At 36.9% G+C, this 15,224-nt stretch carries 16 protein-coding genes, 2 pseudogenes and 1 riboswitch; of the genes and pseudogenes, 10 read left to right on the top strand and 8 right to left on the bottom strand.

Features of this window, described 5'->3' with window-relative positions; genetic code table 11:
- Positions 1 to 407 precede the first annotated feature (407 nt).
- Positions 408 to 1,343: an ATP-grasp domain-containing protein gene (locus M5A78_RS07045; protein ID WP_248734578.1), complete on the top strand. Its 936-nt coding sequence runs from the start codon at positions 408 to 410 to the stop codon at positions 1,341 to 1,343.
- A 77-nt stretch (positions 1,344 to 1,420) separates the two neighbouring features.
- On the opposite strand, the gene M5A78_RS07040 is transcribed toward M5A78_RS07045, so the two are convergent.
- Positions 1,421 to 1,951 carry a YceI family protein gene (locus M5A78_RS07040; protein ID WP_248734577.1) on the bottom strand — a complete coding sequence of 177 codons (531 nt, stop codon included), beginning with the start codon at positions 1,949 to 1,951 and terminating at the stop codon, positions 1,421 to 1,423.
- A gap of 416 nt (positions 1,952 to 2,367) precedes the next feature.
- Here M5A78_RS07040 and helD point away from each other — a divergent pair, with 416 nt between their 5' ends.
- A complete protein-coding gene (gene helD, locus M5A78_RS07035) occupies positions 2,368 to 4,692 on the top strand; it encodes an RNA polymerase recycling motor HelD (protein ID WP_248734576.1) in 2,325 nt (774 codons plus the stop codon).
- A gap of 60 nt (positions 4,693 to 4,752) precedes the next feature.
- On the opposite strand, the gene M5A78_RS07030 is transcribed toward helD, so the two are convergent.
- Positions 4,753 to 4,887 (bottom strand): BA3454 family stress response protein, encoded by a 135-nt coding sequence (locus tag M5A78_RS07030; protein WP_248734575.1) that lies wholly within the window; start codon positions 4,885 to 4,887, stop codon positions 4,753 to 4,755.
- Positions 4,888 to 5,066: 179 nt separating this feature from the next.
- On the bottom strand, positions 5,067 to 5,297 hold the full coding sequence (locus tag M5A78_RS07025) for a hypothetical protein (protein WP_248734574.1): 231 nt from the start codon (positions 5,295 to 5,297) through the stop codon (positions 5,067 to 5,069).
- A gap of 379 nt (positions 5,298 to 5,676) precedes the next feature.
- Between M5A78_RS07025 and asnS the strand changes: the two genes are divergently transcribed.
- Positions 5,677 to 7,068 (top strand): asparagine--tRNA ligase, encoded by a 1,392-nt coding sequence (gene asnS / locus M5A78_RS07020; RefSeq protein ID WP_248734573.1) that lies wholly within the window; start codon positions 5,677 to 5,679, stop codon positions 7,066 to 7,068.
- 61 nt (positions 7,069 to 7,129) lie between these two features.
- Here the strand turns inward: asnS and M5A78_RS07015 are convergent, their stop codons facing one another.
- On the bottom strand, positions 7,130 to 7,303 hold the full coding sequence (locus M5A78_RS07015) for a hypothetical protein (protein WP_248734572.1): 174 nt from the start codon (positions 7,301 to 7,303) through the stop codon (positions 7,130 to 7,132).
- Between the two features lie 155 nt (positions 7,304 to 7,458).
- Between M5A78_RS07015 and M5A78_RS07010 the strand changes: the two genes are divergently transcribed.
- The 4 genes from M5A78_RS07010 (at position 7,459) to M5A78_RS06995 (ending at position 8,860) form a co-directional block, all read left to right on the top strand.
- Positions 7,459 to 7,677, top strand: a complete 219-nt coding sequence (locus tag M5A78_RS07010) for a helix-turn-helix domain-containing protein (RefSeq protein ID WP_248734571.1) — start codon at positions 7,459 to 7,461, stop codon at positions 7,675 to 7,677.
- A gap of 153 nt (positions 7,678 to 7,830) precedes the next feature.
- Complete coding sequence (locus M5A78_RS07005; protein ID WP_248734570.1) at positions 7,831 to 8,202, top strand: DUF2089 domain-containing protein; 372 nt, start codon at positions 7,831 to 7,833, stop codon at positions 8,200 to 8,202.
- Complete coding sequence (locus M5A78_RS07000; protein WP_248734569.1) at positions 8,203 to 8,586, top strand: SHOCT-like domain-containing protein; 384 nt, start codon at positions 8,203 to 8,205, stop codon at positions 8,584 to 8,586. It begins immediately after the preceding gene.
- 4 nt (positions 8,587 to 8,590) lie between these two features.
- A complete protein-coding gene (locus M5A78_RS06995) occupies positions 8,591 to 8,860 on the top strand; it encodes a hypothetical protein (protein ID WP_248734568.1) in 270 nt (89 codons plus the stop codon).
- 79 nt (positions 8,861 to 8,939) lie between these two features.
- Here M5A78_RS06995 and M5A78_RS06990 read toward each other — a convergent pair whose 3' ends face one another.
- The gene (locus tag M5A78_RS06990; protein ID WP_248734567.1) at positions 8,940 to 10,421 is read right to left on the bottom strand and encodes an amino acid permease; all 1,482 of its coding nucleotides are present in this window, start codon (positions 10,419 to 10,421) and stop codon (positions 8,940 to 8,942) included.
- A gap of 99 nt (positions 10,422 to 10,520) precedes the next feature.
- Positions 10,521 to 10,712: riboswitch (Lysine riboswitch) on the bottom strand.
- Positions 10,713 to 10,896: 184 nt separating this feature from the next.
- Here M5A78_RS06990 and M5A78_RS06985 point away from each other — a divergent pair.
- Complete coding sequence (locus tag M5A78_RS06985; RefSeq protein ID WP_248734566.1) at positions 10,897 to 11,709, top strand: YitT family protein; 813 nt, start codon at positions 10,897 to 10,899, stop codon at positions 11,707 to 11,709.
- Positions 11,710 to 11,766: 57 nt separating this feature from the next.
- Here M5A78_RS06985 and M5A78_RS06980 read toward each other — a convergent pair whose 3' ends face one another.
- Positions 11,767 to 12,111 (bottom strand): winged helix-turn-helix transcriptional regulator, encoded by a 345-nt coding sequence (locus M5A78_RS06980; RefSeq protein WP_248734565.1) that lies wholly within the window; start codon positions 12,109 to 12,111, stop codon positions 11,767 to 11,769.
- 139 nt (positions 12,112 to 12,250) lie between these two features.
- On the opposite strand from M5A78_RS06980, the gene M5A78_RS06975 reads away from it, so the two are divergent.
- A complete protein-coding gene (locus M5A78_RS06975) occupies positions 12,251 to 12,883 on the top strand; it encodes a nitroreductase family protein (RefSeq protein ID WP_248734564.1) in 633 nt (210 codons plus the stop codon).
- Between the two features lie 234 nt (positions 12,884 to 13,117).
- On the opposite strand, the pseudogene M5A78_RS24880 reads toward M5A78_RS06975, so the two are convergent.
- Positions 13,118 to 13,315: pseudogene (locus M5A78_RS24880) on the bottom strand (transposase); the annotation flags it as partial.
- Between the two features lie 4 nt (positions 13,316 to 13,319).
- Positions 13,320 to 13,514, bottom strand: a pseudogene (locus M5A78_RS06970) (IS5/IS1182 family transposase); the annotation flags it as partial.
- A gap of 473 nt (positions 13,515 to 13,987) precedes the next feature.
- Here M5A78_RS06970 and M5A78_RS06965 point away from each other — a divergent pair.
- Complete coding sequence (locus M5A78_RS06965; protein ID WP_248734563.1) at positions 13,988 to 15,217, top strand: MFS transporter; 1,230 nt, start codon at positions 13,988 to 13,990, stop codon at positions 15,215 to 15,217.
- Positions 15,218 to 15,224 lie beyond the last annotated feature (7 nt).

Below are 15,224 nucleotides of genomic sequence, written 5' to 3'. Positions count from 1 at the left end.
AAAAAAAGATAGAGTTATTATGAAAAAAAATAAAATCTCCTAATTTTGTAATGGAAGGTATTTCAGATATTATTGCTGACATTCAAGTTGAGCCACATTCCGGATGGAACTAAATTAGTGACAGTATATGAATCCAATTTGATAAAGAAAACTCGTCGACTGGCGAGCCGTTAGGCGAAGACAGAGTCAGAGACGTAGTTGCACTTATGACCTGTCCGAACAAGAATGGCTTCACAAATCGTTGATAGAATATTAGAATATGAACAGTGGGTATTATCTTACATATACGTAAATTTTCACCGCAGATTGAGAAATAGAGTGGTTTGAAAAAAGTCATGTGGTTAGTAAAAAAATTACGAAAGCACTTCGCCTAATTAGATAGTCTAAATGAGGGGAGATTTTTTCTGTTGAAAAAGGTTTACATCATCCACGAAAATAGTGAATGGACAGTACATTTAACGAAGCGCCTAGATGAGCTAGGAGTTCCATATGAAGAATGGCACCTCGATAGCGGCAGTCTGGATCTATCAAAAGAGCCGCCTGAAGGAGTTTTTTATAATCGAATGAGTGCATCCTCGCACACACGGGGGCATCGCTTTGCACCGGAATTTGCTGCACAGGTACTTGCTTGGCTTGAAGCTCATGGGCGAAAGGTATTTAATGGAACCCGTGCCCTTCAGCTAGAGGTTAGTAAGGTTGTTCAATACATTGAACTAAAAAAATATGGTATTCAAACACCAAGTACCATTGCTGCCGTAGGGAAAGGACAAATTCTAGAGGTTGCGAGTGAATTTGTAGGCAAACCTTTTATTACAAAACACAATCGTGCCGGAAAAGGACTGGGTGTTCAACTGTTTCAATCTTTAGATGGGTTAAGAAATTATGTAGAGGGGCCTGCATTCGAAGAACCAATTGACGGTATTACCTTAATCCAAGAGTACATCCAAGCACCTGAAAGCTTTATTACTCGCTGTGAATTTGTTGGCGGGAAATTCGTCTATGCCGTGCAAGTTGATACTTCTGAAGGTTTCCAATTATGTCCAGCAGATGCCTGCCAAATCGGCGATTTATTCTGTCCAGTGGGAGAGGATAGGGAAGAAAGGCCAAAGTTTGAAATCATTAATGGTTTTTCAGACCCAATCATTGAAAAATATGCACAGTTACTTGCTGCCAATAGTATCCAAGTTGCCGGTATCGAATTTATCCGAAATGCCGCAGGTGAAATTTATACTTATGATATTAATACAAATACAAACTATAATTCGGATGCTGAAGCCAAAGCAGGGAAATTTGGCATGCTTGAGCTAGCGAAGTTTTTGAAATCTGAACTTGATAAATCGTGAAGGTTATGAAAAATTTTATATATTCCATAAAAAGAGGCTGCTCCATCCGGATCAGCCTCTTTTTGATTATATGATTATTAAGCTTTTGCAGCTTGAATTTGTAGGTTGATTTTTACTTTTTCAGCTACAAGAACGCCACCAGTTTCAAGAGCTGCATTCCATACTAGGCCATAATCAGAGCGATTAATTGTACCATTTGCAGTGAAGCCAACTTTTTCATTTCCCCATGGATCTTTACCTTGACCCTCAAAGGTTACTGCAAATGTTTCTGGTTTTGTAGTTCCACGAAGTGTTAAATCACCTGTAACATTATATTCACCTTCGTCTGTTTTTTCAATGTTAGTAGCTTTGAATGTCATTGTTGGGTGATTTTCTACATCGAAAAAATCTGCAGAAACCAAGTGTCCATCACGATCTTTATTTCGAGTGTCAACACTTGCAGTATCAACTGAGAATTCAATAGTTGCAGTGGTTAAATCAGTTGGATCTGCTTCAATAGTAGCGTTGAAGCTATTGAAAGTACCTTTCACGTTTGCAATCATCATGTGACGAACAGAAAAATCTACACTGCTGTGTGATGCATCAAGAGCCCATTTTGTTTTTGTCATTTTATTTTCCTCCAATTTGTTTTGAATATATTTATCTTGAAATTGAAATAACTTAATTCAAGATAAATTATATGATGGATGTCACGATATTGTCAATTGTTTTTTTTTATAACTTCGAATTAATAAGTGATTTTTTTCAAAATTCTCATGATCGATATTTATCAGGAATTCTGATTATTAACATATGAGGGAAAAGAGGATAAAATTCTACAACAATAGGTAAAAATGAAAAAAACGCCAAATTGGCGTTTTTTGTCTATAAAACCATCTTGAAAATAGAAAAGGTGAATGGTAAAATGGGATTCGGTATAAAAATATATGAAAATGAAGTTTGCATAATAACTCAATAATAACATTAACACATAATTGCGGGATTGTCAACTTATTGAATAAAATTTTATCTGGGGAGTGGTTTCATGAGCGATTTACAAGGCAAGGATTGGAGATTGGAACAGCAAAGAGTCCATTCAGTTGTAAATGTAATTGAAGAAAAAGTAAAAAAAATAACACAAAATGCCGGTAAAGTGAGCTCAGACGTTCACGAGATACGCAAAACATTTTGGGATGATGTGACCGTCAATATGGAAGAACCGGATGATATCATTGAGACGGCAGCGAGTATTAAACAGCAGGCTGAATTTCTTTCTGAACGCGAGCGGACTCATAAACAATTAAACCATCATCTTAAAACGCTTGCTAGGTTAAAAAACTCCCCCTACTTTGGCCGAATTGACTTTTGGGAAAATGGGGAAAAGTCAGCAGAACAAGTGTATTTAGGGATTGCTTCGTTAATGGATGAACTGGATGAAAATTTCTTAATTTATGACTGGCGTGCACCCATATCCAGTCTTTATTATGACTATTCCCCAGGCCCTGCCGCATATCAAACCCTTGATGGGAATATCGAAGGGGAAATGGAATTAAAGCGACAATTTATTATTAAGGAATCGGAAATTAAAGGGATGTTTGATACTGGCGTTACGATTGGAGATGAAATGCTACAGGAAGTCCTTGGAACAAACGCCAGTATCCAAATGAAAAGTATCGTCGCCACGATTCAACGTGAGCAAAACCAAATTATCCGCAATGAGCGCAGCAAAGTACTTATTGTTCAGGGGGTCGCAGGCAGTGGTAAAACTTCAGCAGCATTGCAGCGAGTTGCCTATTTGCTCTATCGCCATCGAGATACGTTAAAATCGGAAAACATTATGCTTTTTTCTCCTAACCCATTATTTAATAGCTATGTGGCAACAGTTCTGCCTGAGTTAGGCGAAGAAAATATGCAGCAAGCTACTTTCATGGAATACTTAATCCGTCGTTTGGACCGTGAATTTGATGTCGAAGATTCATTCAATCAATTGGAGTACCTACTTAATGGGGAAGAAGCGGAAGAGTATTCAACTAGAGTTGCCGGCATTCTCTATAAGGGAAGTCTTGATTTTAAAAAAAACATCGATCAATATGTCTCGGATCTATCGAGACGCGGTCTAATGTTTAGGGATTTAACCTTTAGAGGGGATATGTTGATTTCAAAAAAGCAGATTCATGATTATTTTTATTCCTTGGAAACAAGTTATTCTATTCCTAACCGTATGCAGATTGTCAAGCAATGGTTATTAAAAGAACTAAAAAGGGCTGAGAAGCGGGAACGGACAAAAGGCTGGGTAGAGGAAGAAGTTCAATTCCTTGACAAAGAAGATTATTTAGAAGCATTCAAGAAGATGCAAGAAAAGAATCGCTTTACTGAAAATACATTTGATGATTTTGAGCAAGAACAACGGCTTCTCACCAAGATGGTAGTGAGAGAAAAATTCAAGCCATTATTTGCTAGGGTAAAAAGTTTGAAGTTCATCGATATACCGAGAATCTATCGCCAATTATTTGAACAAGAATTGGGAGATGCTAAAAGCCTGCCAACAAACTGGGACTCTATTTGCAGTCAAACATTGGATAGATTAAACAATATGGAAATTCTCTATGAAGATACCACTTCCTTTGTATACCTTCAGGACTTAATCGAAGGGCGGAAATCGAATACGGCGATTCGTCATATCTTTATTGATGAAGCTCAGGATTATTCGCCTTTTCAGTTTGCTTTTATTCAGATGCTTTTTCCATATAGTAAAATGACTCTGCTTGGGGACTTCAATCAAGCTATCTTTTCAGGTGCGACAGGATCAACGACGGTTTTAACGGATCTGGACATAGTAGGTGAGGAAGTTGAAACATTTCTCTTAACCAAAACCTATCGTTCTACAAAGGAAATTGTTGAGTTCACAAGCGAGCTGATTACTGACGGGGAAAAAATTGAACCATTTAACCGGAAAGGAAGGAAGCCTGTTATTGAACGAGTCGACCAGTGGAAGGTTAACCATCGCATTCTTGAAAAAATTAGTGAATATCAGAAAGAAGGGCATCGTACGATTGCGGTTATTTGTAGGACGGCAGAGGAAAGTAGACTTGTTTTTGAAAAACTTAAAAATGAAATATCGGTTCATATCATTGAAAAAGGGACGGTTTCATATGAAAAAGGTATCCTTGTGATTCCATCCTATCTCGCTAAAGGGATAGAATTTGATGCCGTTATCGTCTACGATTGCTCACAGTACAGAAGGGAACGTGAGCGGAAATTATTCTATACGGTCTGTACACGAGCTATGCATGAATTGCATATGTTTGCAACTGATGACCTAAGTCCGTTATTAGAAGCCGTTTCAACGGATAGGTATGCATTAAAATAGCTGCATAAAAAAGCTGCAGGATTCATAAGGAATCTTGCAGCTTTTGTTGATTCGAATATCTTATTTTTTCCATTGCTTTTGTACCTGTTCAAAAGCAAGGCGTAATATTTCCTCTTCAGATGTGTCCCGGTTGGTGATGACATTTGTCAAATAGCTTCTTCCTTCAAAAGTGATCGTTACTTCTACTTGTACCATATTAATTCAAACACCTTTCTTTATTAATGAAATAATTGTAGAACCAAATTTCCACAACGCTTTATAATATCCAAGAAATAGAGTTAGTATGACGATTATTATTCGACATTTCTTTTTTATCCCTGATGGTAGATGAATCATTAATAATTAGGAAAAAAAACTTCCAAAACGGAAGTTTTTTAAATTTCTATTGCCATAAATTCTTCTGCAAACAATTGAACTTGATTTTTGTCTAGTTTGTTCTTTTTCAGAAATGATTCTGCAAAGACAAGATGGGCTTGAATCGAAACATTTCTTTTTAATTCACGAATTGACACATCACCATTCAATAATTGAATGGCTTTTTCTCTGATGTCTTGATTCTTAGAAGATTTGTAAAGAAGGTAAGCAAGACAGGTAACTTTGTCCACATCAAACACTCCCTATTAATCAAGAATCGCACTTTTTATTACTAATTCGCTATAAACTAGGTATTTCCTGCTATTTTTCTGGAAATTTTCAAAAAAATTTGACAATTAAGAATGAATTATGGACTGATAAATAAATGAATCTTCTAAATGGTTGCGATATTAAGGATAACTTACTGAAAAACGTAAATAAAATTTCCAGAGAAACCGGAATGATTTGTTGAATATTGCTTATTTGTTGCGATTTTTATATAATATGAAAGGGATTGAAGACAAACGGTTACAATAGGAAATTCTACCCTTTCGTCCCAATCGGGATGGGAGGTTTTTTATTTAGCTATTATGAAAGAAACCTTATACATATGATTTAGGAGGAACCGAAATGAAACAGGCTTTAATTAAAGAGTTGTATAGAAATACGGAAAATTTTGTTGAACAAAAGGTACATTTATCAGGATGGATTCGTACCATCCGAGATTCCAAAACGTTTGGTTTCATTGAATTAAATGATGGTAGCTTCTTTAAAGGTGTTCAAATTGTCTTTGATGAGCAGTTGGTGAATTTCAAAGATATTACCAAGCTGCCAATCAGCTCAACGATTAAAGTTGAGGGAGATTTTATTCATACGCCTCAGGCCAAGCAACCATTTGAAATCAAAGCAACGAACATTGTTATTGAAGGAATATCAAATGTGGATTACCCGCTACAAAAGAAAAAACATTCCTTCGAGTATTTAAGGACAATCGCACATTTAAGACCAAGAACCAATACATTCTCAGCAGTTTTTCGTGTTAGATCGCTTGCTTCGTATGCTATTCATAAATTTTTCCAAGAAAAAGGATTTGTTTATGTTCATTCACCTATTATCACCGGCAGTGACACAGAAGGTGCAGGGGAAATGTTCCGTGTGACAACATTAGATATGGACAATCTTCCTAAAAATGAAGACGGAAAAACTGATTTAACTAAGGATTTCTTTAACAAAGAAACAAACTTAACTGTCAGTGGACAACTTTCTGCTGAGGCATTTGCGCTTGCATTTCGAAATGTTTATACCTTCGGACCGACCTTTAGAGCAGAAAACTCGAACACGGCAAGACATGCGGCAGAATTTTGGATGATTGAACCTGAACTGGCATTTGCTGAGCTTCCAGACATCATGGATCTTGCTGAAGAAATGGTGAAATATGTAATAGGGTATGTACTTGAACAAGCTCCTGAGGAAATGAATTTCTTTAACAGCTTTATTGAAAAAGGATTGCTAGATCGCCTTAATAAAGCCCATACAGCTAACTTCGGCCGTGTGACTTATTCGGAAGCAATCGAATTATTAATGAAGTCCGGGGAAGCCTTTGCCTATCCTGTTGAATGGGGTCTTGATCTACAAACAGAGCATGAACGTTATTTATGTGAAAAGGTTTTTGAAAGGCCTGTTTTTGTTACCGATTATCCTAAGGAAATCAAAGCTTTCTATATGCGCTTAAATGAGGATAACAAAACTGTTGCCGCAACCGACCTCCTAGTACCAGGAATTGGTGAACTAATCGGCGGCAGCCAGCGTGAGGAACGTGAAGAAATATTAGCTGGAAAAATCAAAGACTTGGGTATGTCTGAGGAAGATTATTGGTGGTACCTGGAATTAAGAAAATACGGTGGTACGAAGCATTCAGGCTATGGTCTAGGTTTCGAACGCTTAATTATGTACTTAACAGGAATGTCCAACATCAGAGACGTCATTCCATTCCCAAGAACGACTGGAAATGCCGAATTTTAGAGGTTGATAAAAGGAGACCAATTCAATGAATCGGTCTCCTTCTTTTGTTGGTTCTTAATTTTTATAAATTTTGTAATTCTTCCTCGAAATAAAAGGTACCTGGGTGTTCTTTAACGATATATGAATACCTCTTCATATTTTTTACATATTGCCATTTTAATATCGTAACAACCTCACCCGTTTGTTTAATGTTGACAGTCTGCCCACAACTGTAGCGGTTATTTGAGTTTTTCAATTTTAACACCCCTTTTATAATCCATTTTAAGTATAACACAAATGAATGAAATCTATTGTAACTTCATGTAATCAGAGTTATTTAGGATATAAAAAAGCCCGTACCTTTCCTTTATTATGCAACTATGGTATTCTTTATAAAAGTGAGGTGTCGTTTTGACAAATTATAAAGCAAAAAAGAGTAACCTCAAAGAATTACTCTCAAAAAGAGGAATGGACTTGGAGAGTTTGGAAAGGAATACAAATATTCCTAGGAGTCAACTTGATGACTACTTGTCCAAGAGAATTATGAACTTAAATAATGCGATGACAATTTCTAAAGAGTTAAATTGCCGGATTGAAGATTTATATGTTTGGACAGCCGAGGAAGCATAAACTTAAAAAACAGACTCCATTGTTGAGTCTGTTTTTTTGTTTATTCAGGATCTATATTAATTATTTTAATTTTTTATAAATAAACTTAATTAATTACTTTAATTTTTAATAAAAGTAATGTATGATATGGTTAAAGAAGGAAAGGAGAGAAATATGTCTTATCCACTTATTACAAATTGCCCAGTTTGCAGCAAACAATTAACGATTACCAAGCTAGAGTGCGCTCAATGTCATACGGTAGTGGAAAATAAATTTCAATTAACAAAACTTGCGTCACTTGCCCAGGAACAGCTTCACTTTATTGAAATTTTCCTCAAATGCCGTGGAAATATAAAGGAGGTTGAAAAGGAATTAGGAATTTCTTACCCAACTGTTCGGGGAAAATTGGACGACATTATTTCTTCGCTTGGTTACACAACGAGCAAGAAAATAGAAATCGATAAGAAAAAGGTCGTTTTGATGCTAGAAAAAGGTGAAATTACCGCTGAAGAAGCCATTCAATTATTAAAAGAGGGGGAATCTTAAATGAAAGAAGAAATTTCAAGAGTGTTAACAATGGTTGAAGAAGGCAAGCTGGATAAGGAAAAAGCTACAGAATTAATCAATGTATTGCAGAGGAAAGATCAACCGATTCCACTTAAGAAGGAAACCTCCTACTTAAATAAAATGTTGAAAATCCGTGTTACCTCGGAACAAGGCGACAATGTAAATGTGAATTTACCGATAAAATTAATTAAGGCTGTATTAAAAGTGGGAACGGGTATCGCTGAAAGAATTCCTGAAGCGGAAAAGTATGTTAAGGACATTAATGTCGACTTGTTAATTGAGGCTATTGAAAATGAAGTAGATGGACAAATTGTTGATATTACCTCGGCAAATGGAGATAAAGTATTTGTGGTGATTGAATAAACTTATGCTCAAAGTCCATGTGAAACTAAAAGATAAAAAGTTTACCGTTCCTATTCCCTATCCAGTTTTAAATGTTTTTGGCAGTGTTATTTCTTCGAAAAGGATAATTAAATTTATTAATACGGCCATTGAAAAGAAAGGGAAAAAATTTGTATTACCCCGAATTGATATAAAAGACCTAAAACCTTTGCTTCGGGCACTATTAGAAAATAAAGGTTTGCTATTGGTTGAGACAAAATTAAAGGACGGTACAGAAGTCACGGTTAAGTTATGAAGTATTATTTCCGATTTAGAAATGATGCTTTTTTTTACTTAAAGCAAAAGCACGCAAATGGTTGCGTGCTTTTGTTCTGTTAATTATTCAAATCACAATCTTCTAATCGGATTATCTTTGTTTTCTTAGTGAATTTATATCCAAGCCATAAAATAAGGAATAATGGCAGTCCGATATAGGATACAAGAACACCATTCCAGTCAATATGGTTACCAATAAAGGCTGAATAGTTTTGACCTAAAACAACAAATCCACAAACAGCAAAAGCGAAAATTGGCCCGAATGGGAATAACTTTGCTTTAAACGGTAACAGGCTAATATCCTTACCTTGAGCAACAAAGGCTTTACGGAAGCGATAGTGACAAATCGCGATTCCGAGCCAAGCGATAAAGCCAGACATACCTGAAGCATTTAATAACCAAACGTATACCGTACCGTCTCCAAAGAATGAAGCAAGAAAGGCTAGTGATCCTACCAAAGTGGTTGCAATTAGTGCATTTACTGGAATACGATTTTTATTTAATTTACCAAGAAATTTTGGTGCTTTACCTTCTCGTGCCAAATCCCAAAGCATCCGTGTCGAGGCATACATTCCGGAATTACCCGCTGATAATACCGCAGTTAAAATAACGGCATTCATAACCGAAGCGGCAAAAGCAATCCCTGCTTTTTGAAAAACAAGAGTAAATGGTGAGACTGTAACATCTCCATTGGCTAAATTTCCATTCGTATAAGGGATGAGCAGTCCAATAACAAGAATGGCTAATACATAGAATAATAAAATTCGCCAGAATACTTGTTTTACTGCACGGGGAATTGCTTTTGCAGGATCATCTGTTTCCCCAGCGGCAACCCCTAAAAGTTCAGTCCCTTGGAAGGAGAAGCCTGCAGCCATAAAGATGCCCAGCATCGACATAAAGCCACCATGGAAAGGGGCATCCCCGATTGTGAAGTTTTTAAAGCCAATAAAGTCGTCGCCCATAATTCCAAAAATCATCAATGTTCCGGTTACGATAAAGATAATTACAGTAACTACTTTAATTAAGGAGAACCAATATTCCGCTTCCCCAAACCCTTTTACTGACAAATAATTTAATAGGAACATAATAACTAAAAAGACTGCACTCCATAGAATGGAGGGTGTATGTGGAAACCAAAATTTCATAATCATTGTCACCGCTGAGAGTTCAGCAGCAATCGTAATGGCCCAGTTATACCAATAATTCCAACCAAGTGCAAAGCCGAGTGCAGGATCAACAAATTTTGTTGCATACGTGCTAAAGCTTCCAGCAACCGGCATGTACGCACCCATTTCTGCTAAGCTTTGCATTAAAAAGTAAACCATTACACCAATAATTAGATAAGAAAGAATAGCGCCCCCGGGACCTGCAGAATGAATAGCTCCACCGCTTGCAAGAAATAGACCAGTACCAATAGTTCCGCCGAGAGAAATCATTGTTAAGTGACGTGATTTCAAGCTACGTCTTAATTGATTTGTATCTTCTGTAGGTGTATCGACTTTAGTATTAACATCATCTTTAAGTGCTCTAGCTGTTTGCATTGTCATGACTCCTTTTTTTTATTTGGAAGGAGTTATTTGGAATAAAAAATGCCATCGAAGTAGAATCGATGGCATTGTCAATACCCCGCATCATACCTTCCGAAAGATAGCTCAACACGTAAGACTGGTAGGGTCATACGTGACAGTTCTGTTCCTATTCGGAGACAGCCCCAGCATGATTTTCATGAGATGAAAATCATGCTTCGGCAGCTTTTCCTTTCCAACGGAGTCAGGGATGTCTCTTGCATCTCGTCCGATGTACTAATAAAAACTGCGACCTCTACCTCATCGGTTTGATGAGGATTTATCATATGAATTTTAATATATTACTAAAGTATAAATATTATTTTGAAATTGTCAATAGAAAAATTGCCGGATTTTTAAATACTATTGTGAAAAAACTATCATTTTACAATGAATGTGAGAATCGTTATGATTTATTAAATAAAATAGTGCTGGTATTGGAGGGAACATTATGCAGCTAGTGGGAATGATTACAGGTTCTCTTATTATTGTGATGTCATTTAACCTTTTCTTAATTCCTCATGAGGTGTTAAGCAGCGGTATGAGCGGAATTTCTATGATTTTAGGAATGATTACCCCCGTTAATACAGGCTTGGCCAACTTCCTGTTGAACTTTCCTTTATTAATTTTGGGGTATAAGATGCTAGGGAAAAAGTTCGTCATGAATTCCATCTTTTCGGTGCTAATCATTTCATTGGGGCTTTATATAGTTCCAGTATTTCCAATTGCTAAGGATACGATTCTTTCCTCCATATTTGGCGGGGCTTTAACAGGGCTTGGTGTAGGAATCGTGTTTCGTTGTTCAGGATCCACAGGAGGATTCGATATAATTGGAATGATAGTTGCAAGAAAAAAGGATTTTCCCATTGGTGTATTGCTCTCAGGGATGAATGCCGTTGTCATCGTCATAAGTGGATTTTTGTTTAATTGGGATACTGCACTGAATACATTGGTATCTATCTATGTCACCGGTAAAGTGGTGGATGCCATTTATACCGATCATGCAAAGTTAACTCTTATGATTATTACAGAAAAGGGTCAAGAAATGCGAGAACATTTACTGACCAACTTGTATCGGGGACTGACGATTATGGATGGTGTTGGTGGCTATTCAAATGATAAACGAAATGTTTTAATTACGGTAATTTCTAGATATGAACTGAATGAGGTAAAAAACCTTATATCTGAAGTGGATCCAACTGCATTCGTGAATATTACAGAAACAATTGAGGTTATGGGTCTGTTTCATAGGCCGAGCCCCTAATAACAAAAAGGCTTGCACAAATAAAAAGTGCAGGCCTTTTTCAAATTGTTGTCTAGCTTATGAATTTTTCCTGTTCTTAACCCATTCCATCAAGACACGGATAACTTCTTTTAGTTCTTTACCAACAGGAGTTAATTCATATACGACTTTTTTAGGACAAGTATTCAAAATATTTTTGACAATCAACCCCTCACGTTCTAAGTCACGCAAACGTTCTGTTAATAGCCGATCTGAAATTCCCGGAATAGAGGAAACGATTTCATGGTATCGTTTCGGACCATCAAGCAGAGAATAAATAACAGCTCCCATCCATCTCTTACCGATAAATTCGATGGCACTGTGAAAATTGGTGCATATTTGTTGTATTTCTCTTTTATCTTTAGATAAACAATTGTCGGTCATATGCAATTACCTCTTTTAAACTATTCTTTTCTAATCTAATAATAACATATCCAAAATACTTGACCAAATGGACTTACTAATAGTAAGATTGCTTTGTTCTTACTTTTAGTAAGTTAATAAATCCTAGGAGGCAGTCACCATGCAAACGGTATTATCTAAAAGTTTATCTGAAGTGATTAATGAACGTCACTCCGTCAGAAAATATGATTCAACTTATAAAATTTCACAAGATGAAATTAAAGAAATTCTTAAAGAAGCAACAAAAGCTCCATCATCTAGCAATCTCCAGCCTTGGCGCTTTATTGTAATCCAAGACCAAGATGTAAAAAAAGAACTGAGAGCGATTGCAAACAATCAAGAACAGGTTGAAACAGCATCTGCTGTGATTGCAGTTCTTGGAGATAAAGAAATGTATAAAAATGTAGAGAAAATATATCGCGGTGCTCATGAAGCAGGATTTATGGACGAAGCAAATATGCAGCGTTTAATTGAGAGTACCAATAGGACGTATCCATATGCACCGGAAGAAATCAGGAAAAATATTGCTTCTTTTGATGCAGGGCTTATTTCCATGCAATTGATGTTGATTGCAAAGGATAGGGGTTATGACACAGTTCCAATGGGCGGTTTTAATAAGGAACAATTTATCCAGAAATTTGATGTTCCAGATCGCCTTTTCCCTATTGTGTTAATTTCCTTGGGGAAGGCGGCTGAACCTGCTTTCAATACGACTAGATTACCATTAGAAGATGTTTTGATTGATTATATCTAACAAAAATAACCCCAATCTTTTGGGGTTAGATTGTCGAGAAAGGGTATATTTCTCGGCAATTTTTTAATGATGAATTGGCCTGCTAACTGGCCTGTTGATTTCCGCTCTGGGCACTCGCTTTCCGCGGGGAGGTTCGGGAGCCTCCTCGGCTCCTTTGGACCCTGCGGGGTCTCCCGTGACCTCTCTATCCCCCAGGAGTCGAGTACCCTCCGCTCCAATCAACAGGGTGGCAAATCAACCTAAAGAATTGCAACACACTTTTTCTAACCTGGCTAAGTGTGTCGCAATCTTTTTTATATTTTGGCAAGTTGCAGTAAGGAGAGCCTGTTCAATTGCATTCTTTAATCCCCGTAACCGGCAGTAGCGAAGCCCATACAGATCTTTTGAGTCTACGAAGCTTCACTCAATTTTTTCCATTCTAAATTTATAAAGCAAAAAAGATCATTTTAAACAAAATTAGGGGATCAGATGGGCGGCCGTTATCATCACTATAATAAGGGAGAACTTTTTCAAGAAGAAACGAAAAATCAATATATTTATCAATCAAACGAAGGAGGTGCTCGTCTGGAACTAATTCATCAATAGAAACAAATTCATATTCACTTTGGGAAGATTCTCTTGGTTTAAACATAGATTTCACCACTTATTTTTTTATTTTTTTTGGTTGTGTGAGGACATTATTGAATTTGCACCTGTTGATTGGAGCGGAAGGAGCGAGACTCCTGCGGGAGTACGGGGCAGGGGATACCCCGCAGGCGCGCTAGCGACGAGGAGGCTCCCCGGCACGCCCGCGGAAAGCGAAGCGCCTGGAGCGCAAATCAACAGACATGTTGCATTAAATTTATAATGAATTAACGCGGTGAAATGTTAAAGCTACATAAAAAAATAAAGACTGTCGAAGGTTTTTCGGCAGCCTAACCCCAATCTTTTGGGGTTATTTTTGTTTAATTAGTTTTGAAGGCAGTAATATATTTATAAAAATAATTAACAAAATATTGAAAAACTTGCTATACTAAATGAATAAAACAAAGTGAACTGGAGATAAACCGATGTAAAAACCTTTACTTTTATACAAAAAAATTGAATAAAAAGTGAGGGTGTTTTATGTTCAATATTGTCGGAAGACCCAGTTCTTTCCGGTTTCTTTGGTTTGGGCAAATGTTTGCCAACTTAGGGGATATTTTATATATCGTCTGTTTAATAAAGTTGATTTTTGAGGCGACAGAGTCCGTTACCTATATGTCACTAGTTCCTTTTTTTAATACCTTTTCCGCCTTGATTAGCGGTTTATTAGCACCATTGGTCATTAATAAATACAGACTCAAGTCAATCTTGTTTTTTTCGCAAAGTGGTAAGTCATTATTGCTACTCGTATTATGCTTAAGTTCTGCAACGATTGAAGCGGGAGGTTTGATTTGGGTTTATTTGCTTATTTGTCTTATTTCTTTTTTAGATGGGTGGGCGTCGCCAGCTCGAAATGCACTTGTCCCTAGTCTGGTGGAAGAGAGTAAGCTAGTAAAAACCAATAGTTTACTGTCTATTTCCGATCAGATTGTCCAACTTATTGCCTGGCCAATCGGCAGCATTCTGTTAGTCTCCTTAGGGGCAGGAAAAATTCTTTGGTTAACCTTTAGCTTGTACTTTATTTCTACAGTATTAATGGGGTTAATTGAACCGACTGCTCATTTATCAGGTCGAGAAACCCAAACTCGTATGGATGCTTTAAAAGAGGGCTGGAGGATGTTATGGAATTCAAAGCAGCTTCGGACAATCAGTTTTATGAATATCCTTGAAACTTTTGCTAATGGCGTATGGATTGCTGCCATCTTGTTTGTTTATGTCTCAGAAGTATTAAATAAAGGGGAGAACTGGTGGGGATTTATTAATGGCTCCTTTTTTGCCGGAATGCTGTTAGCTGGACTGCTGATTTATCGTTTTTCCTACCTTTTAGAAAGAAATTTAGGGAAAACGATTCTTTTGTCAACCTTTAGTTTAATTGCGATTACCTTTATGTTCGGGACTACTTCCAATTCGTGGTTTGCCCTTTTCGTCTCCTTTTTGTTTGGACTGCCGCAAATGGCACGGGATGTAGCGGAGACAACGATTATTCAAAAAAACGATAGGGAGCAGCTTCTAGCTAAAGTCTATTCAGCCCGTGGGACATTAATTTTTGGTACATTCGGGATTTCCTCGCTCGTGATGGGCTGGATTACTGATGAATTTGGAGTGCGAACGACATTTAGAGTGGCGACATTCCTTTTTATTTGTTCTTTTTTTGTCGCACTTAGGGGCAGAAGGTATCTGTTTGGGGAAACAATTTCTAAAAGTAATTAATTTTAAA

The sequence above is a fragment of the Neobacillus rhizosphaerae genome (genome assembly GCF_937468385.1).
In the GTDB taxonomy this organism is placed as follows: domain Bacteria; phylum Bacillota; class Bacilli; order Bacillales; family Cytobacillaceae; genus Neobacillus; species Neobacillus rhizosphaerae.
The sequence above is the reverse complement of the archived record's forward strand: the minus strand, read 5'-3'. Positions and strand labels throughout refer to the sequence as shown.